Source organism: Pseudomonas sp. D(2018) (genome assembly GCF_005502555.1).
Classification (GTDB): domain Bacteria; phylum Pseudomonadota; class Gammaproteobacteria; order Pseudomonadales; family Pseudomonadaceae; genus Metapseudomonas; species Metapseudomonas resinovorans.
The window spans coordinates 337,837-358,746 of sequence record NZ_SCOK01000001.1 but is presented as its reverse complement, the minus strand read 5'-3'; the positions used below and the strand labels follow the sequence as shown (position 1 = coordinate 358,746).

Below are 20,910 nucleotides of genomic sequence, written 5' to 3'. Positions count from 1 at the left end.
TCGTTCGCGCCGTCAAGTGTCGCCGCCTGGCGTCTACCAACCGGCCTGACGGCGCGCTGGCCAGTGCCTAGACTCTTAAGGCACGCGCCTCACCGTATGTGCTGACGGTTGGCATTCTGGCGTGCCGTCGTCACTACGACCGGGCCATACCGGGAGGAGGTGGGCGTGAACAAGCATCCAAAGGCAGGCATCTCGCGGCGTCATTTCCTCGGCGGCGGCGTTGTCCTTCTGGGCGGCGGGCTGCTGGCGAGGTCTGCCTTCGCCCAGCAAGGCTGCCCGGTGGCCCAGGGCGATATCCTCGGCCCTTACTACCGCTTCGGCGCGCCGTTCCAGTCGCGTTTGGCCGGCCCCGAGGAGCCGGGCGAGCGCCTGGTGGTGACTGGCACAGTGTTCAGCGCCGATTGCCGAACGCCCATCCCGAATGCGCTGGTGGAAGTCTGGCAGGCCAACAGTACCGGCCTGTACGACACCGAGACGCCCGGCAACTACACCGACAAGGGCAACTTCAAGTTGCGCGGCATGCTCTACACCGATGCGCAGGGCAAGTACCGCATCGAGACTGTCATGCCCGGCCGCTACCCCGTACCGCCGAACCTGCCCGGGCTGGAAAAGTACGGCGGGTTGATGCGCCCCGCGCACATTCATTTCCGTGTCATGGAATCGCTCCATGTGCCAGTCACCCTGCAGCTCTACTTCAAGGGCGACCCCTTCATCGCCGGGGACCCCTGGGCGCATGACCGCACCACCAACACCATCGAGCTGGAGCAGGACGGCGAGCTTCGTCGTGGCGTATTCGACATCGTGCTGGCGCGGGGCTTCGGGTGAACCCCAGCACCGCCGTGCAGGCCGTGTTGCTCGACATCAGCGGCGTGCTCTGTGACGGCGACCAGCCCATACCCGGTGCCGTACAGGCCGTGCGTCGGTTGCAGGATAAGGGCTACCCCCTACGCTTGCTCACCAATACCTCGCGGCAGAGCCGGTCGGCCATCCACAGGCATCTGACCGCCATGGGCTTCGACGTTCAGCCGGAGCAACTCTTCACGGCGCCCAGGGCGGTGCGCCGCCACATAGAAGAAGCGGGCTTACGGCCGTTCTGCCTGATCCATCCGGGGCTGGATGAAGAGTTCGCCGAATGGCTCGACACCGCGGAGCCGGATTCGGTGGTACTGGGCGATGCGGAAATGCGCTTCGACTACGAGCGTCTGAATCGCGCCTTCCAGTTGCTGATCGAGGGCGCGCCGCTGATCTGCATGGGCGACAACCGTTACTTCCGTGACCAGGGCGCCCTGCACCTGGACGCAGGCCCCTTCGTGCGCGCCCTGGAGTATGCCGCCGGCACCACCGCGCTGGTGCTGGGCAAACCGTCCGCGGCCTTCTTCAGCAGTGCCCTGGACGATATGGGTGCAAGCGCCGGCAACACACTGATGATTGGCGACGACCTGGTGGCTGACATTCTCGGCGCGCAAGCTGCCGGCCTGCATGCCTGCCTGGTGCGGACCGGCAAGTATCGACCGGGAGACGAGACCCGAGCTGCCGAGGCTTGGGTGGCCGCCGATCTGGCTGAGGCGGTGGCGCGGCTTTGCTGATTTCGGGGAATGCATGACTGCGTAGGATGGGTCGGGCGGCGTTCCGCGAGCCGGCGAAACCCATCAATCCGCGCCGATGGGTTTCGCTTCGCTCTACGCCATCCTACGGGCCGCCTGGATAAGTCACCGAGGCGGCGTGTTTGGCCTTTCGTCCTCCGACGATTCTCCAGGGCATAACCCGGGATAACGGTTCGTCATTAAATTGACCATTTTCTTGTTTGATTTTTTTGGTCTCTATAAGTACTTGATTTGTTTCTTGGTGTTGCGTGGTGGCGTATTGCCAGACGAGTGGGCCGCTAGTTCTAGAAAACCTGCTTTAACTATGAAGAAGCGACATTCGCTCAACAAGAAGCGATTGCGCGGTGGTCACATTTGGCGCCGGGGAGAGGACATTCGATTAACCGTGGCTAGGGCGGTTTGAAATGGCATGCGTTGAGGATGGGGTGATGGAACTACCAGATGCGAACCCGCAAGCGGAACACTGAGGAAGCACTATCCAGCAAGCAGAACAACAGCGACACAACACGGCGAACATTCCTGAAATTATCAGCGGCTGCCCTGGCAGTACCCTGGCTCCCGGCGAGCAAGCCCAGCCAAGCCGTTGAATGGGTCACCACGCCGCAACCGATCTTTCCGCCCAGCCCGAAGACCCGGCCCTGGATGGAGGAGCTGCCGCAGGTCATCGTTCCGGTGGCGCATACCGATGCCTTGGTTCCGCCGCCTACCATCGAGCCCAACGTCTCGGCAGGAGAGGCGGGGCGTGACGCGCATCAGCGCTACGAAGAACTGACCGGCGCGCTGGGCGCGCCGGAGCTTTATGAGCTGCGCGTGGTGCAGAATGCAGAGTGGGTGACCCACCCAGACCTGCCCAAGCAGAAAGTCTGGGCGTATCGCGGCAGTAACCCCGATGCGACCGTCCCGGCGACCATCTTTGCCGAATACGGTGCGCCGGTGATCTGTCGCATCTACAACGACCTGCCGCCGGATCACGTCGGTTTCGGTACGCCGGAAATCTCAACGCACTTGCACAACGCGCACACCCCCTCGGAGAGCGACGGATTTCCGGGCGACTACTACAGCATCAATGAGGCGGGGCCAACGCTGAACCGCTCCGGCCCGGAGCAGGGCCGAGGGACGTTCAAGGATCACTTCTACCCCAATATCTATGCCGGCTACGATGAGTTGCAAAACGGTATCGGCGACTATCGGGAGGCGTTGGGAACGCTCTTCTATCACGACCACACGCTGGACTACACCGCGCCCAACGTCTATCGCGGGCTGATTGGTTTCTACCTGCTGTTCGACCATATCGATTCCGGCGATGAACGCGATCCGCGCCCGAGCGCCCTGCGGCTTCCCAGCCATCCCTACGACTACCCTCTGGCATTCGGTGATCGTCGATTTACGCCGTTGCCCGACGGGCAGCTGTTCTACGACCAGCTCCATGCCGAGGGCGTCCTGGGTGACAAGGTGGTGATCAACGGCAAGATCGAACCGGTGCTGCGGGTCGCGGCCCGCAAGTACCGCCTGAGATTGCTGAACAGCGGCCCCAGCCGTTTCTACGACCTGTACCTGGTGAATTCGCGCAATGCGGTTCAGCGATTCACCTACATCGCCAACGACGGCAACCTGCTTCCCGAAGCGCTGTTCAACTTCACCCACGTCCGGCTTGGCGTGGCGGAGCGGGCCGACATAATCGTCGACTTCTCGAAGTACCCCATTGGCACCGAACTCTACCTGACCAACCGGCTGCGCCAGGAGAGCACGCGCAAACCCAAGGACTCCAAAGCCCCCGGCACCCGCGTCATGAAGTTCATCGTCGATCGCCATCCACCTGAGCAGGACCTGAGCCAGGTGCCCCGGTACTTGCGCCCATTGCCGGATATGCCGTCGCCCGAAGAGCTGGAAAGTTTGCCGGTTCGGCGTTGGGAGTTCGATCGGCGCAATGGGTTGTGGCAGGTCAATCGACAACTGGTAGATGTCAACCGGCCAAGGGCGCGGGTTCGCCAGGGGAGCGCGGAAATCTGGGAGTTCGCCAGCACGGGAGGTGGCTGGTCGCACCCGATTCACTCGCACTTCGAGGAGGGGATCATGCTCAAGAAGTTGGTCGATGGCGTCGAAGTACCGATTCCATTGCACGAGCGAGGTCGCAAGGATTCCTTCGTGCTCGACCAGACCATGACGATGGTCGTGTTTTTTCGCTTTCGGGATTTCAAGGGCAAGTACGTCATGCACTGTCACAACGTGATCCACGAGGACCACGCGATGATGATCCGCTGGGACCTCGAAGGTGATGAAGATGACAACGAAGAACCGAGTGCCTAGGAGTGTCGAGCCATGAACACGAGAAGAAATCTGCTGGTGAGTGCCGGACTCCTGGGTGTGGCCGGAGTGGGGATTGCGCTCGGGTTGGGCGCTACTCAGGGCGCGCGGGCGGATCGCCCCAACCGTACGGCCAGTCAATTGCCCAACGTGATGCTCACCAATCAATACGGCAAGCGTGTGCGCTTCTACGATGACCTGATTCGCGGGAAGGTCGTGGCGATCAACATGATGTACACCTCCTGCGCCGGCATCTGCCCCACCGCGACCGCCAACCTGAAACAGGTGCAACGACTCCTGGGCGCTCGCCTGGGGCGGCAGGTGCACCTGTACTCCATCACCCTGGCGCCCGAACTGGATACCCCGCAGACCCTTCGTGAGTACGCCGATCGACACGGCGTGGGACCCGGCTGGATGTTCCTGACCGGAGCTCCCGCAGATGTCGAGCAGGTGCGTTTCAGTCTGGGTTTCTACGATCCGGAACCGGAAGTGGACCGCGACAAGAACTCCCACTCCGGCATGCTGCGCATCGGCAACGACCGCTTTGAGCGCTGGACCATGGCGCCGGCACTGGGCTCGCCCGAGCAGATCCTGGGTACCATCGATCACGTTGACCCGGAGTTTTCCTATCGACATCGGGCGGTGTAGCGTTCGGCATCCGAGTCCTTTATCCAGGCAAGCTGAACGGGTGCCTCATCCGGCCGGGTCAAGCCATTCTCGTATCCGGACCGGAGAGCTGGCGGGTGGGGCGTCGGTGGGCGTTTCGCGGGCGAATTCCCGCACCACCTCGATGAACGCCTTCATGCCGGCGGAAGGGTGACGATTGGCCGGGTAGAAGAGGGCGAGTCCGGGGTAACTCGGCATCCAGTCATCGAGCAGGCGCACCAGCTTGCCGCTGGCCAAGTGGGGCGCGACCGCGAACTCACCGAGCACCGCGATGCCGGCACCCTCCAGTGCGGCCTGCAGGGTGAGTGCCTGGCTGTTCAGGGTCAGTTGGCCGGGCATGTCCACCACCTCATGTTGGCCATCTTTCTCGAATTCCCATTTGAACAGCGTGCCTCCGGGAAAGCGGCGGCGTATGCACAGGTGCTGCAGCAGGTCCGTGGGGACGGTGGGGATGGACCTGCCCGCCAGGTAGGACGGCGAGGCGACCGCCGCGAGGCGCAGCGGCGGCGTGAAGGGCAGGGCGATCATGTCCTGTGGCACGCTCTCGAACAGGCGGATGCCGGCGTCAAAGCCATCGGCCACGATATCCACCAGGGCATCGTCGGTGACCAGCTCCAGCTGCATGTCGGGATAGCGTTGAAGAAAGGTCAGCATGATGGGGCGCAGGGTCATCTGTGCCGCGCCCTCGGACGTGTTGATGCGCAGGGTGCCGCGTGGCGTCTCGCGGAAGCGATTGGCCGACTCCATGGCCGCTGCGATTTCCCGCAGGGCGGGATCGATGCGGGCAAGGAACTGTTCGCCGGCTTCGGAAAGCGAGACGCTGCGGGTTGTGCGGTGGAACAGCCGGACGCCCATGCGTTGTTCCAGGGCGGCAACGGCATGGCTGACCGCCGAGGGTGAAACCTGCAGCTCGGTGGCGGCGCGGCGGAAGCTACGGTGCTGCGCGACGGCGACAACTGCGTTGAGTTCGAGAAGTCCGGAGCGGTTCATTGTTCTGATTGGCTCATCAGCTCGTGCGGGATTGTCTGGCTTATCCAGAACAATAAGCGCCTTTAAGGTGGTTTCTCCACTACCTGTCGAGGAGTTACTCATGAGCCAAACGGTCCTGATCACGGGAGCGTCCAGCGGTTTCGGCCTGCACAGCGCGAAGCTATTCGCCCGAGAGGGCTGGAACGTCGTTGCCACCATGCGTGACGTTCGTGCCGGCGAGGAACTGACCGACGTCGGCAATGTGCTGGTGACGCGCCTGGACGTCCAGGAAGCGGCGAGCATCCATGAGGCCATTGCCGCCGGAATCGAGCGTTTTGGTGGCATCGATGTGCTGGTGAACAACGCGGGCTTCAGCCTGTATGGCGTTTTCGAGTCACTGACGCCGGAGAAAATCCGCGAACAGTTCGATGTGAACCTGTTCGGCGTGATGGACGTGACCCGCGCCATCCTGCCGCACTTCCGCACCCGCAAGCGCGGCACACTCATCAACATCAGCTCCGGTGCCGGTGTGTTCGGCCTGCCGATGATTTCTGCCTACAACGCCAGCAAGTTCGCGCTGGAAGGCTTCTCCGAGTCCCTGTCCTACGAACTGTTGTCGCAGAACATCCTCGTCAAACTGGTGGAGCCGGGTGGGGTGCTGGACACCAAGTTCTCCGCCCGGCTGGCAGCCGAGGCCAGCCAGGTCGATACGCCAGAGGACTATGCAGGGTTCGTCGCGGCGGCCGAGCGGGTGTTCGACGGCTTGCGCGCCAACCGCCTGGCCAGCTCCGAAGATGTGGCACGGGTGATCCTGCAGGCCGCCAATGATCGCAGCGACCGCCTGCGCTATGTGGCGACCGAGGATATCCAGCCCTTGGTCAGGGCCCGTCGCGAAACCTCGGAAGAGGCCTACATGGCGCTGATGCGCGAGCGGCTCATGCCCATGTCAGTTCGCAGATCGGGCTGAGGAACCCAGCCCAACGATGCAGCGCCTGAACCGGTCTTCAACGGGGCGCTGCTCAGATTGCTCTGCACGCGCTCGGTCAGCGATGCGCGATTGATCTGCCGCGCAAGGGGGGATGACGCTCTTTTCATCCACCAGGCAAGGACAACGCCAGACAACCAGACTCAGCTGAGAAGCCCGATGGCCGCGCTGTGCATGAAGCCAATTCCAGCCTGGCGCAGCTGGACTGCTCAGCCTGATGGCGCTATAAATTGTACAAATGTATTTTTTGTACAATTAATCTTGGCATTCCAGTTACGGCAGGCGGAGGATCGAGGTGGCACTAATCGGGCTGCCTAAGCGCATGTTTCCGACGGTGAGCGGTTTGGCCCTGACGCTATGGCTGGGCACGACAGCGGCGCTGGCGGACTGGCGTGACGACTTGCCAGGGGCGCGGTCTGTTGGCACTGGCCAGTTCAAGTGGTTTGGCATTGCAGTCTACGAAGCGAGGCTCTGGAGCCGGGACTCGAGCCCAACCTTGGATCAGCCTTTCGCCCTGGAGCTGACCTACCGCCGTGAGATCAAGCGTGACGCGTTGGTCGAGACCAGCCTGGACGAGATACGCCGGCTCGGTGGTGAAAGTCTCGACCAGAAGCGCTTGTCACACTGGGCGTATGAAATGCGCGAAGCCTTTGTCGATGTGGCTCCCGGCCAGAGCATCACTGGCCTGTACTTGCCAGGCCGGGGGTGTCGCTTCTATGTGGATGGGCAGTTGAGTCGAGAGGTGGAGGACCCGGATTTCGCCCGTGCCTTCTTTGCAATCTGGCTGGACCCGCGCACTCGCAACCCCGAGCTGCGACGCCGACTACTTGGCCTTGAGGTCGCTGCCGAATGAATCGCTTGCCCAGCAGGCCCGTGCTGCGGCTTCTGATCAGTTTGTGCTTGAAAAATGCTCAGTCTTCAGTCGATGGATGATGGTTACCGTGCCTTGGTCATTGGCGCGAGTGGCGCATTGGGGACCGCCTTCTGCGAGCTACTGCGCGAAGACCCACGCTGCGCCACTGTGCGCAAGCTGGGGCGTGGAAGCTCGCCCCGGCTTGATCTGGAAGATCCGCCGAGCATCGCTCGGGCCGCTGCCGAGCTTTCAGCCGAAGGGCCATATCAGTTGATCCTGCTCACCGCGGGCCTGTTGCACCGTGCCGGCGTGAACCCGGAAAAGTGCCTGGCCGCGCTCGAGGCAGACGCCTTGCAGGCCGTGTTCCAGGTCAATGCACTCGGGCCGGCACTGGTACTGCGCCATTTCCTACCGTTGCTGCATGCAAGGGGCACGATGGCGCTGCTCTCCGCGAAGGTGGGGAGTATCGGCGACAACCGCCTGGGTGGCTGGTACGCCTACCGGGCTTCCAAGGCGGCGTTGAACATGCTGGTGAAGACCGCTGCCATCGAGTTGGCCCGCAACCGACCTCAGGCGCGCTTGTTCAGCCTGCACCCCGGTACGGTGATTTCCAGACTGTCCGAGCCGTTTCGAGGCGCGGCGCTAGCACGTCCGGCGCAACAGGCAGCAGCAGATCTGCTGAGCCTTATCGACCGCCTTGGGCCTGCTGAGAGCGGAGGTTTTTTTGCCTACGACGGCGAGCGCCTACCCTGGTGAGCGTGGAAGAAGCATGAGCCTGAAAGCGCTGGTCATTCCGAATGCCTGGTCGAGGCCTTGCGAGCCCGAGACGCTGTTGCTGGCTTCCGGTTGCGTTCTTGCGTTGCAGCAGGCGGTCCGCCTATGACGGTGCCTGCCCGTCGCCTCGGTCTGGTGCTCGGCGACCAGCTGTCGTTCGACCTGAGCCTGTTCGACGCCCTGGACCCCCGGCAAGACGCATTGCTGATGGCTGAGGTGGACGCCGAAGCGCGTTACGTGGCTCACCACCCTCAGAAGATCGCTCTGATATTCAGCGCCATGCGGCACTTCGCCGAAGCGCTGCGCGAACGCGGCTGGCATGTGATCTATGTGCGCCTGGACGATGACGGCAATAGCGGCAGCCTGCCGGGGGAGCTGTGCCGTTGGATGGAGACATTGGGAGCCAGGGAGGCGCATATCACCGAGTGCGGTGAATGGCGTCTGGAGCAGGCGCTCAAGGACTCCGGCCTGCCGCTGGTGTGGCACGCCGACCGACGCTTCCTGTGCTCTCGACAGGCATTCGCACGCTGGGCCAGCGGCCGCGAGCAGTTGCGGATGGAGCACTTCTACCGCGGGATGCGCAAACGTACCGGCCTCCTGCTGGAACCAGACGGCAGTCCGCTGGGCGGCACCTGGAATCTCGATGCGGAGAACCGCAGAACGTTGCCGCGTGGCCTGCGTGGCCCGTTCCCCACGAGCTTCGAAGCGGATCCGATGACCCGAGAAGTGCTGGCGCTGGTCCGGGCGAGATTCCGCGACCATTACGGCAACCTGGACGCCTTCGACTACCCGGTGACCCACGCCGACGCACAAGTACTGTGGCAGCACTTTCTCGACTTCTCTCTGGCCGCCTTTGGCGATTACCAGGACGCCATGGCCACCGGCGAGCCGTTTCTGTTCCACGCGAGAATCAGCGCTGCGCTGAACATCGGCCTGCTCGATGTGCGCCAACTGTGCGCGGATGTTGAAGCGGCCTACCGCCGAAAGCAGGTGCCCCTGAATGCCGCCGAGGGATTCATTCGCCAACTCATCGGCTGGCGCGAGTACGTGCGCGGCATCTACTGGCTGCGCATGCCCGAATACGCCGAACTCAACGCATTCGGTAATCTCCGCCCGCTGCCGGAGTTCTACTGGACGGGCGCCACCGACATGCGCTGCATGGCCCAGGTGATAGGCCAAACCCTCGAGTTGGGTTATGCCCATCACATCCAGCGACTCATGGTGACCGGCAATTTCGCGCTGCTCGCCGGCATCGCCCCCAAGGCCATCTGCGAGTGGTACCTGGCGGTCTACCTGGATGCCTTCGACTGGGTCGAACTCCCGAATACCTTGGGCATGGTGATGCACGCCGACGGCGGGTACCTTGGCTCCAAGCCCTATTGCGCCAGCGGCCGCTACATCCAGCGAATGTCGGATTACTGCAAGGGATGCCGCTACCGGGTTGACGAGGCAACGGGGCCGCAAGCTTGCCCTTTCAATGCGCTCTACTGGCACTTCCTCATGCGCCACCGCGATCGCCTGGGGGAAAACCCGCGCCTGGCCATGGTTTATCGCAATTTGCTGAACATGGATGAAGCGCGCCGCGAGGCACTCTGGTTGCGCGGCGAGGAACTGCTGGTGCGGCTGGATGCCGGAGAGGCCCTGTGAAGAAAGCTGAACTGCCGAGCAAGGTGTGCCCGGTCTGCGACCGCCCGTTCTTCTGGCGCCGGCGTTGGCTGCGCTGCTGGAACGAGGTTCGCTACTGCTCGGAACGGTGCCGTCGCTCAGCGCGCGCCCGACAGGCGGAACGCCAGCGGCATCCAGGCAGCCCATAGCGGAGCCAGAACCAGCGCCGTACCGGCGATGCCAAGCGGCAGTGAAACGTCAGCCAATGGCGCGCCTGCGCAGTAGGCCAGTGGGCCGCCGATTCCCCCGAGTAGCATGCCTCGCCAGGCTGGCCGCGCCGCCCAGGCCAGGCTGTGGCGCAGGCCGCAGGCAAATACCAGCCAGAGCAGGACAAGCCAGATCGGAAGAGGGAACTGGCCGAAGTCGAATACACCCAATGCGCCAAGCACCGTGTCCATCGCACAGCCACCCAGGGTCACGCGCAGCAATGCGCCAGCCTCCGCCCGGGGAAGGGGGCACAGTGCCAAATGCGCGAGCAGTCCGGCGGCGACTGCGAACAACAACCAGGAATGCTGTGCGCCGAGCACGCACCCCCACCAGCCCAGTTGCAGCCAGAGCGCGTTGCCCAGCAGCCAGGCCCGGCCCATGACTCGGCCTACAGCCGTTCCAGCAGGGGCGCGCTGCGAGAGGCCGGGCCTGCCCAGAGCAACTGGGCAACGCCAATGGCGCGCTCTTCGAAGCCGCCTTCGCAGTAGCACAGGTAGAACTCCCAGAGGCGCTGGAAGGTCTCGTCGTAGCCGAGCTCCAGCAAGGCCTGGCGTGATTGCCGGAGGTTGTCGTGCCATAGCCGCAAGGTGCGGGCATAGTGCAGGCCGAAGTCTTCCATGTGCAGAAGGTTGAGCTGAGTCTCGGCGCTGGCCGTCTGCAGCATCTTGGTCAGCGAGGGCAGGGCACCGCCAGGGAAGATGTAGCGCTGGATGAAATCCACCGCGCGGCGCGCCTGTTCGTAGCGCTGGTCGCGGATGGTGATGGCCTGCAGCAGCATCAGGCCGTCATCCTTGAGTAGCCCAGCGCAACGACGGAAGTATTCGGGAAGGTAGCGGTGGCCGACCGCTTCGATCATCTCGATGGATACCAGCTTGTCGTAGCGCCCTTCGAGATCGCGGTAGTCCTCACGCAACACGCGGATGTGCTGCTGCAGGCCCTGGGCCTCGACACGCCTTAGGGTGTGCGCGTACTGCGCTTCTGACAGGGTGGTGGTGGTCACCTGGCAGCCGTAGTGGCTGGCAGCGTAAAGCGCGAGGCTGCCCCAGCCGGTACCGATCTCCAGCAAGTGGTCGCCTGGGCGCAGGTCGAGCTTGCGGCAAATGCGTTCGAGCTTGTTCAACTGAGCCGCTTCCAGGCCCTGCTCGGCGCTTTCGAACATGGCGGCGGAGTACATCATGGTGGGGTCGAGCAAGCGTTCGAACAGCGCGTTGCCCAGGTCATAGTGCGCCATGATGTTGCGGCGCGAACCGCTTCGGTTGTTGCGATTGAGCCAGTGCAGCAACCGCAGCATCGGGCGGCCCAGCCGCGCCAGGCCGCCCTCCATGGCGTCGAGCACGGCAAGGTTGGCGACGAACAAGCGGGTCACTGCAGCCAGATCGGGGCTGCGCCAGTAACCCAGGATGTAAGCCTCGCCAGCGCCTATCGATCCATTGCTGGCGACCAGCCCCCAGACCGCGTCGTCCAGGACTTCGACTTCGGCCTGCAGCAGGCTGGCCGGATCGCCGAAACCCAGTTGCTCGCCGCGAAACAGAATCCGCAGGTGGCCATGGCGCAGTCGACGCAATTGGGCGAGGACGGCCTGCTTGAAAAGGCCGCCTGCGAGCGGGCTGAGGTTGCCGGCTTTGCTAGCGCTCAGAGTGGGATCGGGCATGCGTGGAGTCCTCGTTGGCGGGGTGGCCGACGCTCAGGTGGCGCTCGCTGGCCTGGTGATCGTGTAAGGGGGTGCCTTTGAGCAGCAGCCGCAGGGCCTGCCAGTAGATGGCGGTCAAGGTGCGCAGGGACATCCACGGGAAGGCCAGGACGTGACGGCGCAGTCCTGCAGCGTCGAGTGCCTGGCGCTGCAAGCTGAGGCTGGCCTCGAACAGCTTTTCCCCATCGCGCCAGTTCTCCATGTGCACGCGAAGGTGCGAGCCCTCGGCCAGGAAACGCATGCGGTAATCCATGTCCTGTGACAGGAAGGGCGAGACGTGGAAGGCCTTGGCCACCCGAAATTCGGTCGCCTCTCCGGGGTGGACCGGCAGCACGTAGTGGTGACGTTCCCGCCAGGGGGTGTTGCGCACCTCGCAGAGAATCGCCGCCAGCCGCCCTGTGTCGTCATGGCAGAAGTAGACGCTCACCGGGTTGAACGACAGGCCCCAGCTGCGCGGCTGGGTCAGCACGTGGATGGCGCCTTGAGGGGCGGCGCCCAGCGCGTCGCGCAGCAGCTCCCGCACGGCCTCGGCCAGGGGGATGCCGGCGCGAGTCCAGGCTGGCAGGTAGTCGCGCTCACGCCAGCATAACGGCGCCAGGCGCCAGGGCTGCAGAAGGTGCGACATGTTCAGCACCTGTTCTTGCTCCGCAAGGTCCAGGTAGAGCATTCCGATGGGATAGCGCAAGGTGTGCGGGCGGGGCGCGAAGCGCCGATGGCTGACCCAACCGCGACAGAGGCTGCTGTTCACAGCGTTTCACCGAAATGGGCGGCGACCTTGAGTGCGCTCACCACGCCATCTTCGTGAAAGCCGTTGCCCCAGTAAGCCCCACAGAAGTAACTGTGCTGCTGGCCTTGCAGGCTTTCCTGGCTGGATTGAGCGGCAATCGCCGCGTGGCTGTACTGAGGGTGTGCGTACTCGAAACGTGCCAGCACCTTGGCCGGGTCGACCGCTGCGCCCTGGTTCAGGCTGACGCAGAAGGTCACCGGCGCGTCCAGGCCTTGCAGGATGTTCATGTTGTAGGTCAGCGTGGCTGGAGAACCCGGTGGGCCGCCCAGCCGATAGTTCCAACTCGCCCACGCCTTTTGCCGCCTTGGCAGCAGGCTGTCGTCGGTGTGCAGGAGCACCTCATTGCAGGCGTAGTTCAAAGCGCCAAGTACCTTTCGCTCATTCAGGCTTGGGGCCTCGAGCAGGGCCAGGGCCTGATCGCTGTGGCAGGCCAATACCACCTTGTCGAAGCGCTCCCATCCCGTAGCACTGAGCACGCGCACGCCGTCGACGCTCCGGCTGACTCGCTGCACTGCACAACCAAGCCGCAGGCCTGTTCGGAAACCGGCGCATAGCGGCTCGATGTAGCTGCGCGAGCCGCCCTCGATCACCCGCCACTGCGGGCGATCGCTGATCGAAAGCAAGCCGTGGTTGTGGAAGAAGCGCACGAAGAACTGCAGCGGGAAATCAAGCATCTGTGCCCGCGACATCGACCAGATGGCCGAGCCCATCGGAACGATGTAGTGCTCGATGAAGCGCTGCCCGTAGCCGCGCATCTGCAAGTAATCACCCAGCCGGGTGGCGGGGTCGATGCGCTGTTCGTGCAGGCTGGCCGGTGCCTCGCGGTTGAAGCGCAGAATGTCGCGCAGCATCGCCCAGAAGGCCGGCGACAACAGATTGCGGCGCTGTACGAAGAGGCTGTCCAGGTCGCGGCCGTTGTATTCAAGGCCACTGGCCGGATCATGCACCGAGAAGCTCATTTCGGTAGGCCGCGAGGCCACGCCCAGTTGCTCCAGCAGGCGGATGAAGTTCGGGTAGGTCCAGTCGTTGAACACGATGAAACCGGTGTCGACCGCATAGCTTCGCCCCTGCCACTCGACGTCGACGGTATGGGTGTGGCCGCCGACCCAATGGGAGGCTTCGAACACCGTCACTTCATGGCGACGCGCCAGCAGGTGCGCGCAGGTGAGGCCGGATATACCGCTGCCGATAATTGCGATGCGCACGATTCAGTCCATTTGTTGAGGGCGTGCCAGACGTCGTCCCAGCGCCAGGCGCCAGCGCACCGGAAGGCTGCCGAACAGGCGAATGGCAAGGATGAAGGGCTGCGGGAAGTTGATCTCAAGAGGCCGATTCCGCAGGCGAGTGGCGATACGTCTGGCTGCGCGCGGTGCTGACCAGCACATGGGCATGGGAAAGTCGTTGCGGCGAGTGAGCGGGGTGTCGACGAAACCGGGGCTGACCAGGGTTACGTCGATGCCTTCGGCGGCAAGGTCGATGCGCAGGGACTCGATGAGATAACGCAGCGCCGCCTTGGACGCGCCGTAGGCCCCCGCACGCGGTAGAGCCAGCCAGGTCACCGCGCTGCCAATGACAACCAGGTGCGGGCGCTTGCCGCGGCGAAGCAGAGGCAACGCCGCCTGTACACAGTGGCTGGCGCCGAGCAGGTTGGTGCGAACCACTCGCTCCACCAGCTCAGTGTCGAAGTGCCCCGGCTCCAGATATTCGCAGGTGCCGGCATTGAGGATCACCAGATCCAGGGCACCCCACGTGCGTTCGATTTGCCGGCCGATCTCTGCGACCTGCTGCCATTCGTTGATATCGCCTGCTACAAGCAGAACCTGGCTGGGAAAGCGCGCGGCCAGTGCCTGCAAAGGCGCAATCTGGCGGGCACTCAAGGCCAGTTGATGACCCTCTTCGAGCAGGATTTCCGCCAGCGCCGCCCCTATGCCGCTGCTGCCGCCAGTCAGCCAGATGCGGCTCATGCGAGCCTCCGCTTGAGCCAGGCAATCAGCCGCCCCATCAAGGGCAGGTGTTCGTAAAGGAGAGCCCCGGCGTCGAAGTAGTCGTGGTGCAGGTAAACCCGCTCGCGCCAGCGCAGATAGCTGCAGCCCTCCACCTGGATGACGGCACCTCCCGCCAAGCGCGGGTGACGAAAGCACAGGGTCCAGCGAAGGTAGCCTTGATCGGGGCCTGCTTCATCGAAGCCCTGGAATTCGTAATGCAGATCCTGGACGCCGGCATACATCTGCCCGAAGTACTGTCGAAGCGCGGGGAGGCCATTCAGGCTGTGTAGCGGATCGCGGAACTGCACATCCGGGGTGTACAACTCCTCCAGCGCGCCCAAGCGGTTCGCATCCAGCGTGGAGAACGACTGCGCAAAGCGTTGCAAGAAAACAGACATCCCGGTGTCTCCTGAATATTTGTACATCATGTGATGTTTGTACAATATTTTAGGAGCGTAACGCGAAATTTGTACAAGTCAAAGTGCTTTATAAGAGGCCGGCGTGGTGATGACGCGGAAAACCCTCGCCCGAGCGCACTAAGCAGGATTGGTGGAGGAACGAAGCCCAACGCTCCGTCAGGAACGTTGGGCTTCGCTTTGCTCGGACCAACCTACGGGGGCACCGATTGTCCTGGGCGGCGCCGTAGCACGATGGACCCAGGTCACTTCAGATGGTCTGGCCGCCCGACACTTCGATTCGCTGAGCGGTAACCCAGCGATTGTCCGGGCTCAGCAAGCTCGCCACCATCGGGCCGACATCATCCGGCACACCTACCCGGCCCAACGCCGTCATATCGGCGAACTGCTTGTTCAGGTCAGGGAGGTCGCGCACCGCGCCACCCAGGAAATCGGTCTCGATGGCTCCGGGAGCCACAGTGTTTACCGCAATGCCACGGCTGCCGAACTCCTTGGCCATATAAACCGTGAGGACCTCGACTGCGCCTTTGGCCGCCGAATAGGCGGAGAAGCCTGCGACCGATACACGGGTCAGACCTGACGAGAAATTCACGATTCGCCCACCATCCTCGATCAGTGGGAGCAACGCCTGGGTCAGGAAGAAGACGCCTTTCACGTGTGTGTTGAACAGCGCGTCGAACTGCGCTTCGGTTGTGTCGGCGATGGACGCCATCTCGCCCTGGCCGGCGTTGTTGATGAGGTGGTCAAAGGTGCTGCGGTTCCAGGTGGTGGACAGTGCCTCGGCGACGGCGTTGGCGAAGGCCGCGAAGGACGAGACATCAGTGACGTCCAGTTGCAGCGCTACCGCTTTGCGTCCGAGCGTCTCGATCTCGGCGACTACGGCTTTGGCTTCCTCGGCGCCGTTGCGGTAGGTAAGGATGACGTCGCCGCCATGGCGGGCGATGCTGACAGCGGTGTTGCGGCCAAGGCCACGGTTGGCGCCGGTGATAATCGAGATGGTGGTCATCGGGGGTCTCCTGGGGTGGACGTTGCAGGTGCTGCAACTATGGGGAGCGATGACCTTTCCAGGTTGCGTGATTATCGACATGTCTTGCCTATTAATACGAGGCAGCACTTGCACATGAAGATCACGCAGGTATCTCAAGAAGGCTTAACCACTTCCTTTGCCTATTCCTATTTGGTTGTTGCCAATTCTTCCGGCTCGTATTGATCTGTATCGATTCACCGGCAAGATTCCATTCATGACGAACAATCTGCTCGAAGCCGCACGCCGCTATGCCGACGCGAACCACAGGAATGGAGTCGCGCAGACGCCATTTCCCGGACTGGTCATCCTCCGTGAGACGATGCCCACACCGCTGCAATATGCGATCTCGAAACCGCTGGTTGCCCTGGTACTTCAAGGGGGCAAGCGTGTCGCGATGGGCAACAGCACCTTCGATTTCAGTGCAGGTGAGTCGCTGCTGATCACGACCGATGTGCCGACGGTCAGCCAGATCACCCGAGCCTCCCTCGGCGAGCCGTACTACTCCTTCGTCGTTGAGCTGGACCCTGCGCTGATCGAATCACTCGTGGTCGAGATGGGGTCGGCGCCCTTCTCCATTGGAGCGCCAGTCCGGGTGGAGCCGACTGACGCGGAGGTCGCGGACGCGGCGCGTCGCCTGATTCGCCTATTGGAACGCCCTGCCTCCGTTCCGGTGCTGGGGAAGCAACTCCTGCGCGAACTGCATTACTGGTTGCTGTCGGGCAAGCACGGCAGCGCGATTCGCTCACTCGGGGTCACCAACAGCCATGCCCAGCGCGTCGGCCGCGCAGTTGCCAGGATCCGTGCCGACTTCGCCAAGCCGTTACGAATGGAGCAACTTGCAGAAGCTGCAGGAATGAGCATTTCCGCGTTCCATGCCCACTTCCGCGCCATTACCTCGCTGACCCCGCTGCAGTTTCAAAAGCAGCTGCGGCTGATCGAAGCCAGGCGCTCCATGCTCGAAGGCACTGCGATCAGCAAAGCCGCGTCCGACGTCGGATACGAGAGCGTCCCGCAGTTCACACGGGAATACGGTCGAATGTTCGGCACCTCGCCCGCCAAGGACATTCGCGAAACCAGGGTGCACCTGCAGGCCTCGACCTGATGCTCTGCTAACGCAACAAGCTGCCCTTGACGAGCAAGGGGCCACGCACCGGGTACGTGGATTTGCCGTGGGCCGCTGGACGGTCGCAATCGGCGCATGATGTCTGCGCCTGCTTCACCGCCGCAGTTGTAGGAGCGAGCTTGCTCGCGAAAGATCGGCGCGGACTGTTCGCGAGCAAGCTCGCTCCTACAGAGACTTCATCCTGCGATCCACATACGCCTGTCGTCGGGAGGCAGCGTCAAGAGGCAGTGCATATGTACAGGTTGTAACACCCAGAAAAGTGCGTCAGTGCTTAACCGTGCTTATAGTTTGTTTGTAGTAGTCAACCTATGTGGTTGGCTTTTTTTTGCCTGCCATTTGGCTTGGCTCATCAGGCTGATTGGCCTTTCACTTTGGAGGTTGTCTATGCACATCGCGGTTCAGCGGCTCGACGACCAGGGACGAGATGTCTGGCAAGTGGAAGCCTGCGGAATGGCGGTGTCGTTCAAGGACCAAGCCTCAGCCATCTCTTTCGCAGAGAAGTGGAAAGCGCGCGTAGAGGCGCCCCACTGCATACCGGAAGATGTTCTTCACCGTTGGGCTGAAGAGCACGCCCGGATGCTGGAGGGCTAAACACCTTACCGAGCGGGTGGCGTGCTTCACGATGCTGTGCCTAACTCTCTTGTCCCTACCCTGGAGGATCAGAGCATGGCGGAAACCTATTGGCAGAAAGCCGACAGGCTCGCGCGCGACGCAGCGAATGCGTTCAACGCGGTTGCGGATTTCCTCAGTTCTGGGCCAGACCTGAGCGATGACGATGTAAGGGTCGACTACTGGGAACTCCAGTGCAAAGCGATTGTGGCTGCCGAGACATTCAAAGAGCACTACGAGCATTCGTTGACCGGTGCCGGCGGGCTGGATACCGACGATTAGGCGGCAAATGTCGGCGCGCCATCCACAGGTTCGAACGGGCGAACAGCGTCATCAGATGTGCAGTGTTCTTGGCCAATGCACGGAAGCGCGCCTTCATGTAGCCAAACTGGCGTTTGATCACCCGAAACGATGCTCGACCTTCGCCCGTAACTGCGCCTTGGCCGTCTCGATCGTGCGCCTGGCCTTTTACAGTGCGCTGCGTTCGTCCAACTGCTTGTAAGTACTGCGCCGGGCTGCGACCTGCCAGATGACCTGGCGCCCTGCGTGCTCTTCGCGTTTCTCTACGCCGGCATAGCGCGCCGGTGGGCCGTATCGCAGGTCGGCAATAGACCTACCATTTGTCAGGTTTTTGATTAAAAACTGAACAGGTCACCCGTTCGACACTCTGAGTCCCGTGAGTGATCGAGTACCCCGCCTCGTTATTCCCTCAAAGACCCCGGAAGCAAAAACCTCTTATGTGCATGAGCGCGCAGGGGGTGTTTTATGTCCAAAAAAAATTGGAGGACAGAAAATGTCTAGCCATTCGTTGCAGGGCGTCGAGCGCATACAGCACCTCGTCCGCGCCCAACGTCAGCCGCAACAGAAACCCTTCTGGCGCCGCCTGCTTGCCATCGCCTCACCCTCACAGCGCAGCTGGCATGGAGGGTTGAAGCTCAGAGGCTACAAGGAGCTATCCAACGCCGAGCCGATTGCTCCAGTGGCGGTCGGACAGGTCCAGCTGGCAATCCCACTCGGGCGGGGTCGCCGTAGTGCCCAGCCTTGTGTGCAGCCGGGACAGCTCGTGCGCAAGGGCGAGGTGATCGGTATCGGCGATGACAACACCCCGTGGGTGCATGCCAGCACCTCCGGCATCGTGGAACAGATCGGCCTCGCCTTCGCGGCTGACTCGGCCGAGCCGGTGATGGCCGTCATTCTGAACGCAGATGGTCTGGATGAGTGGATCGAGCGCCCGGTGATGGAGGCACCGCAAACGCTCGAGGCACTGGTCGAACGGGCCTTGCAGATGGGCATAGTTGGCCTGGGTGGGGCGGGTTTCCCGACGGCTCTCAAGCTGGCCGGCGCCCAGCAGCCGGACCTGCTGCTGATCAACGGTGCCGAATGCGAACCCTTCCTGACCTGCGATGACCGCCTCATGCGCGAACGTGCCGAGGCGCTGATCGAGGCCGCCGACTATCTCGCCGATTTGCTGGGAATAACACTGACGCGCTTCGGTATCGAATCCAACAAACCCGAGGCGATGGCCGCGTTGCGTGCCGCTTCTCGCCAGGCGCGTACCCCAGTCGAGATCTGTCCGCTACCGACGCGTTACCCGGCCGGGGGCCAACCGCTGATGATCAAGAGCCTGAGTGGCCGCAACCTGGCGCCAGGGACCCTACCCGCCGAGATTGGCGTGCTGGCGCTGAATGTCGCAACGCTCTACGCACTGGGACGGGCCGTCTTCCACGCCGAACCGCTGATATCACGCGTGCTGACGCTCACCGGGGTCTGTGAGCGGCCCGGGAATGTCGAGGTGCCGGTGGGTTATCCGGTCAGCGCGTTGCGCGCGGTTGCCGGCGCCGACCCCGAAGGCCAGTTGACCCAGGTCGGCGGCCCGATGATGGGACAGCCGCTACCGGACCCCACTGCGGTCATCAGCAAGACCACTAGCTGCCTGATATTCGGCGCGGAGCGCTACCTGCCGGCCGCCAGCCAATCCTCGGGCAGTTGCATTCGCTGTACGCGCTGCGTGGATGTCTGCCCGATGTCGCTCAGACCGCTGGACCTCTACGCCGCTGCCGAACGCCATGACAAGGTGAGCTTGCAGGCGCTGCGACTGGATGCCTGTATCGAATGTGGCAGTTGCAGCAGCACCTGTCCGAGCCATTTGCCGCTGCGCGAACGCTTCCGCCAGAGCAAGACGGAGCTACGTCCATGAGCCTGATTTGCCGTCCTACCCCGTACCGACTCCGCACGGTAATGCTCCTGGTCAGCGTTTGCCTCATGCCGGGCACAGCCCTGTACGCCTGGCAATTCGGCATCGTGGTCTGGCTGCAGACCTTCTGGTGCCTGTTGCTCGCCGTGGGCTTCGAAGCCGGCCTGCTACGCCTGCGCGGACGTAATGTGCGCGAGGGGTTGAGCGACCTGAGCTGGCTGGTGCTGGGCCTGATACTGGCTCGGGCACTGCCGCTGCTGGTGCCGCTGTGGATGATCGCCCTGGCCAGTTTTGCCGCCCTCGCACTGTGTAAACACGGCAGCGGAGGCCTTGGCCGCAACCGTCTCAACCCCGCCATGGTCGGCCTCGGGATCATCGCCATCTGCTTCTACCAGCAGTTGTACCCCGCGCCATCGAACTATGCCCCCTGGACCCTCGGCCTGGACGCCAAGGCGGTTCTTCTACAACAGTTGCAACTGGCGCCCCCCCTCAACCTCGATGCGTTCGCCGGTGCCACTCAGCTGGCTCGGGATCAGTTCACACCGACCTCCCCCAACCTGTCGGGGTACGGCTATGTTGCCGGCGGTTTAGTACTGGCCGTCCTGCGGGTGATCCGAATCGAAATTCCGTTGGCGATGCTCGCCAGCACGGTATTGCTGTGCCTGGCAGCCGGCCATAGCCCACAGGAAAGCCTGTACAGCCTCAGCCTCGGCGGCCTCCTGTTCACCGCCTTTTTCATCGCCACCGATCCAGTCACCAGTCCCGATACACGTGCCGGCCGCATCCTCTTCGGCGCAGCCATTGGCGTGCTGACCGAGTTGATTCGCGAATTCGGGCTTTATGTCGACGGTCTCTGCTTCGCCGTGCTAGCCGCCAACCTGCTGGTGCCACAGATCGACCAGCTGGTGCTGCGGATACAACGACCTTGGTACTCAGCGAACCGGACCGAAACCGCGCGCAGCGACGCAGGCGGACGCGAAGGGAACCTGAACTCCAGCAGCAGGGGGAAGGCTGTTAAGCGCCAGCTCATCGCGGAACCTGGGCAACACTGA

At 62.9% G+C, this 20,910-nt stretch carries 22 protein-coding genes and 1 pseudogene; 14 read left to right on the top strand and 9 right to left on the bottom strand.

Going from position 1 to position 20,910, the window contains the following annotated elements:
• The first annotated feature begins 165 nt into the window (after positions 1-165).
• The 4 genes from FFS60_RS01510 to FFS60_RS01495 all read left to right on the top strand — a co-directional run bounded on the left by FFS60_RS01510 (position 166) and on the right by FFS60_RS01495 (position 4,556).
• A complete protein-coding gene (locus FFS60_RS01510; RefSeq protein WP_137820906.1) occupies positions 166-825 on the top strand; it encodes a twin-arginine translocation pathway signal protein in 660 nt (219 codons plus the stop codon).
• Positions 822-1,586, top strand: a complete 765-nt coding sequence (locus FFS60_RS01505; RefSeq protein WP_171016469.1) for a TIGR01458 family HAD-type hydrolase — start codon at positions 822-824, stop codon at positions 1,584-1,586. Before FFS60_RS01510 ends, FFS60_RS01505 begins: the two co-directional genes overlap by 4 nt.
• A 459-nt stretch (positions 1,587-2,045) precedes the next feature.
• Positions 2,046-3,911 carry a multicopper oxidase family protein gene (locus FFS60_RS01500; protein WP_028630140.1) on the top strand — a complete coding sequence of 622 codons (1,866 nt, stop codon included), beginning with the start codon at positions 2,046-2,048 and terminating at the stop codon, positions 3,909-3,911.
• 12 nt (positions 3,912-3,923) lie between these two features.
• Positions 3,924-4,556 carry an SCO family protein gene (locus FFS60_RS01495; protein ID WP_137820905.1) on the top strand — a complete coding sequence of 211 codons (633 nt, stop codon included), beginning with the start codon at positions 3,924-3,926 and terminating at the stop codon, positions 4,554-4,556.
• 45 nt (positions 4,557-4,601) lie between these two features.
• On the opposite strand, the gene FFS60_RS01490 is transcribed toward FFS60_RS01495, so the two are convergent.
• Positions 4,602-5,564, bottom strand: coding sequence for a LysR family transcriptional regulator (locus FFS60_RS01490; protein WP_137820904.1), 963 nt, complete (start codon positions 5,562-5,564; stop codon positions 4,602-4,604).
• 100 nt (positions 5,565-5,664) lie between these two features.
• On the opposite strand from FFS60_RS01490, the gene FFS60_RS01485 reads away from it, so the two are divergent.
• The 5 genes from FFS60_RS01485 (at position 5,665) to FFS60_RS01465 (ending at position 9,969) form a co-directional block, all read left to right on the top strand.
• Complete coding sequence (locus FFS60_RS01485; protein ID WP_028630138.1) at positions 5,665-6,510, top strand: SDR family oxidoreductase; 846 nt, start codon at positions 5,665-5,667, stop codon at positions 6,508-6,510.
• Positions 6,511-6,850: 340 nt separating this feature from the next.
• The gene (locus FFS60_RS01480) at positions 6,851-7,381 is read left to right on the top strand and encodes a chalcone isomerase family protein (protein WP_137820928.1); all 531 of its coding nucleotides are present in this window, start codon (positions 6,851-6,853) and stop codon (positions 7,379-7,381) included.
• A gap of 54 nt (positions 7,382-7,435) precedes the next feature.
• A complete protein-coding gene (locus FFS60_RS01475; protein WP_028630136.1) occupies positions 7,436-8,137 on the top strand; it encodes an SDR family NAD(P)-dependent oxidoreductase in 702 nt (233 codons plus the stop codon).
• Between the two features lie 123 nt (positions 8,138-8,260).
• On the top strand, positions 8,261-9,802 hold the full coding sequence (locus FFS60_RS01470; RefSeq protein ID WP_028630135.1) for a cryptochrome/photolyase family protein: 1,542 nt from the start codon (positions 8,261-8,263) through the stop codon (positions 9,800-9,802).
• Positions 9,799-9,969, top strand: coding sequence for a DUF2256 domain-containing protein (locus tag FFS60_RS01465; protein WP_081668131.1), 171 nt, complete (start codon positions 9,799-9,801; stop codon positions 9,967-9,969). The genes FFS60_RS01470 and FFS60_RS01465 overlap by 4 nt, the downstream gene beginning before the upstream one ends.
• On the opposite strand, the gene FFS60_RS01460 is transcribed toward FFS60_RS01465, so the two are convergent.
• From FFS60_RS01460 to FFS60_RS01430, 7 genes are all read right to left on the bottom strand, one after another.
• Positions 9,919-10,407, bottom strand: a complete 489-nt coding sequence (locus tag FFS60_RS01460) for a DUF2878 domain-containing protein (protein WP_028630134.1) — start codon at positions 10,405-10,407, stop codon at positions 9,919-9,921. The genes FFS60_RS01465 and FFS60_RS01460 overlap by 51 nt on opposite strands.
• A gap of 8 nt (positions 10,408-10,415) precedes the next feature.
• Complete coding sequence (locus FFS60_RS01455; protein WP_137820903.1) at positions 10,416-11,678, bottom strand: cyclopropane-fatty-acyl-phospholipid synthase family protein; 1,263 nt, start codon at positions 11,676-11,678, stop codon at positions 10,416-10,418.
• Complete coding sequence (locus FFS60_RS01450; protein ID WP_137820902.1) at positions 11,653-12,465, bottom strand: DUF1365 domain-containing protein; 813 nt, start codon at positions 12,463-12,465, stop codon at positions 11,653-11,655. The genes FFS60_RS01455 and FFS60_RS01450 overlap by 26 nt, the downstream gene beginning before the upstream one ends.
• A complete protein-coding gene (locus FFS60_RS01445) occupies positions 12,462-13,709 on the bottom strand; it encodes an NAD(P)/FAD-dependent oxidoreductase (protein WP_137820901.1) in 1,248 nt (415 codons plus the stop codon). Before FFS60_RS01445 ends, FFS60_RS01450 begins: the two co-directional genes overlap by 4 nt.
• A gap of 3 nt (positions 13,710-13,712) precedes the next feature.
• Complete coding sequence (locus tag FFS60_RS01440) at positions 13,713-14,468, bottom strand: SDR family oxidoreductase (protein WP_028630131.1); 756 nt, start codon at positions 14,466-14,468, stop codon at positions 13,713-13,715.
• On the bottom strand, positions 14,465-14,887 hold the full coding sequence (locus FFS60_RS01435) for a nuclear transport factor 2 family protein (protein WP_137820900.1): 423 nt from the start codon (positions 14,885-14,887) through the stop codon (positions 14,465-14,467). The genes FFS60_RS01440 and FFS60_RS01435 overlap by 4 nt, the downstream gene beginning before the upstream one ends.
• A gap of 268 nt (positions 14,888-15,155) precedes the next feature.
• Positions 15,156-15,911, bottom strand: coding sequence for an SDR family NAD(P)-dependent oxidoreductase (locus tag FFS60_RS01430; RefSeq protein WP_137820899.1), 756 nt, complete (start codon positions 15,909-15,911; stop codon positions 15,156-15,158).
• A 235-nt stretch (positions 15,912-16,146) separates the two neighbouring features.
• Here FFS60_RS01430 and FFS60_RS01425 point away from each other — a divergent pair, with 235 nt between their 5' ends.
• The 3 genes from FFS60_RS01425 (at position 16,147) to FFS60_RS01415 (ending at position 17,946) form a co-directional block, all read left to right on the top strand.
• On the top strand, positions 16,147-17,034 hold the full coding sequence (locus tag FFS60_RS01425) for an AraC family transcriptional regulator (protein WP_137820898.1): 888 nt from the start codon (positions 16,147-16,149) through the stop codon (positions 17,032-17,034).
• Positions 17,035-17,439: 405 nt separating this feature from the next.
• Positions 17,440-17,646 (top strand): hypothetical protein, encoded by a 207-nt coding sequence (locus FFS60_RS01420; RefSeq protein ID WP_137820897.1) that lies wholly within the window; start codon positions 17,440-17,442, stop codon positions 17,644-17,646.
• Positions 17,647-17,721: 75 nt separating this feature from the next.
• Positions 17,722-17,946, top strand: a complete 225-nt coding sequence (locus tag FFS60_RS01415; RefSeq protein ID WP_137820896.1) for a hypothetical protein — start codon at positions 17,722-17,724, stop codon at positions 17,944-17,946.
• Here FFS60_RS01415 and FFS60_RS01410 read toward each other — a convergent pair.
• Positions 17,888-18,246: pseudogene (locus FFS60_RS01410) on the bottom strand (transposase); the annotation flags it as partial. The gene FFS60_RS01415 and the pseudogene FFS60_RS01410 sit on opposite strands and share 59 nt — an antisense overlap.
• Positions 18,247-18,457: 211 nt before the next feature.
• Between FFS60_RS01410 and rsxC the strand changes: the two are divergent.
• A complete protein-coding gene (gene rsxC / locus FFS60_RS01405) occupies positions 18,458-19,861 on the top strand; it encodes an electron transport complex subunit RsxC (protein ID WP_137820895.1) in 1,404 nt (467 codons plus the stop codon).
• Positions 19,858-20,910 carry an RnfABCDGE type electron transport complex subunit D gene (locus FFS60_RS01400; RefSeq protein ID WP_256658016.1) on the top strand — a complete coding sequence of 351 codons (1,053 nt, stop codon included), beginning with the start codon at positions 19,858-19,860 and terminating at the stop codon, positions 20,908-20,910. The genes rsxC and FFS60_RS01400 overlap by 4 nt, the downstream gene beginning before the upstream one ends.

Bases quoted from the DNA above. Each gene is read 5' to 3' on its own strand.
- FFS60_RS01500 (WP_028630140.1), top strand. From the start codon at position 2,046: ATGCGAACCCGCAAGCGGAACACTGAGGAAGCACTATCCAGCAAGCAG.
- FFS60_RS01495 (WP_137820905.1), top strand. From the start codon at position 3,924: ATGAACACGAGAAGAAATCTGCTGGTGAGTGCCGGACTCCTGGGTGTG.
- FFS60_RS01490 (WP_137820904.1), bottom strand. From the start codon at position 5,564: ATGAACCGCTCCGGACTTCTCGAACTCAACGCAGTTGTCGCCGTCGCG.
- FFS60_RS01485 (WP_028630138.1), top strand. From the start codon at position 5,665: ATGAGCCAAACGGTCCTGATCACGGGAGCGTCCAGCGGTTTCGGCCTG.
- FFS60_RS01480 (WP_137820928.1), top strand. From the start codon at position 6,851: ATGTTTCCGACGGTGAGCGGTTTGGCCCTGACGCTATGGCTGGGCACG.
- FFS60_RS01475 (WP_028630136.1), top strand. From the start codon at position 7,436: ATGCTCAGTCTTCAGTCGATGGATGATGGTTACCGTGCCTTGGTCATT.
- FFS60_RS01470 (WP_028630135.1), top strand. From the start codon at position 8,261: ATGACGGTGCCTGCCCGTCGCCTCGGTCTGGTGCTCGGCGACCAGCTG.
- FFS60_RS01460 (WP_028630134.1), bottom strand. From the start codon at position 10,407: ATGGGCCGGGCCTGGCTGCTGGGCAACGCGCTCTGGCTGCAACTGGGC.
- FFS60_RS01455 (WP_137820903.1), bottom strand. From the start codon at position 11,678: ATGCCCGATCCCACTCTGAGCGCTAGCAAAGCCGGCAACCTCAGCCCG.
- FFS60_RS01440 (WP_028630131.1), bottom strand. From the start codon at position 14,468: ATGAGCCGCATCTGGCTGACTGGCGGCAGCAGCGGCATAGGGGCGGCG.
- FFS60_RS01435 (WP_137820900.1), bottom strand. From the start codon at position 14,887: ATGTCTGTTTTCTTGCAACGCTTTGCGCAGTCGTTCTCCACGCTGGAT.
- FFS60_RS01430 (WP_137820899.1), bottom strand. From the start codon at position 15,911: ATGACCACCATCTCGATTATCACCGGCGCCAACCGTGGCCTTGGCCGC.
- FFS60_RS01425 (WP_137820898.1), top strand. From the start codon at position 16,147: ATGACGAACAATCTGCTCGAAGCCGCACGCCGCTATGCCGACGCGAAC.
- FFS60_RS01420 (WP_137820897.1), top strand. From the start codon at position 17,440: ATGCACATCGCGGTTCAGCGGCTCGACGACCAGGGACGAGATGTCTGG.
- FFS60_RS01415 (WP_137820896.1), top strand. From the start codon at position 17,722: ATGGCGGAAACCTATTGGCAGAAAGCCGACAGGCTCGCGCGCGACGCA.
- rsxC (WP_137820895.1), top strand. From the start codon at position 18,458: ATGTCTAGCCATTCGTTGCAGGGCGTCGAGCGCATACAGCACCTCGTC.
- FFS60_RS01400 (WP_256658016.1), top strand. From the start codon at position 19,858: ATGAGCCTGATTTGCCGTCCTACCCCGTACCGACTCCGCACGGTAATG.